Genomic DNA, 353 nt, shown 5'->3' on the forward strand with positions numbered 1-353 from the left:
GGAGCCGGTCGACCAGCCCCGACCACACCAGCCGTCCGGACGTCGCGTCCATCGCACCCGCAGGCGCGGTGCGGGCCTCGACCTCAGCCGCGTGGTCGAGCCGCAGCAGGACCGTGTTCGCGGCGGTCCCCGCGACGGTCGTGGGCGTCGCGGCGCCGTCCGGCACCCGCACGACGGTGACGACGTCGGTGGGACCTGGGGCCTGCGTGTCGTCGAGCAGGTGGCGGGGGCCGAGGACCAGGCGGGCGGTCATGCGTCGACCACCTGACCGTCGGCGACGAGCACGCGCGGTCCGAGATCGCCCGCGCTGACGACCGCAGGCACGCCGGCCTCGCGCAGCAGGATCGCGAGGT

1 protein-coding gene is annotated in these 353 nt (G+C 76.2%); it reads right to left on the reverse strand.

From position 1 onward, the window contains the following. On the reverse strand, nucleotides 1–253 hold a 253-nt coding region (locus tag N869_RS16165), incomplete at its 3' end, for a hypothetical protein (RefSeq protein ID WP_035063508.1). Nucleotides 254–353: the final 100 nt, after the last annotated feature.

Origin of the sequence: Cellulomonas bogoriensis 69B4 = DSM 16987, from assembly GCF_000767165.1 — a bacterium.
Classification (GTDB): Bacteria; Actinomycetota; Actinomycetes; order Actinomycetales; family Cellulomonadaceae; genus Actinotalea; species Actinotalea bogoriensis.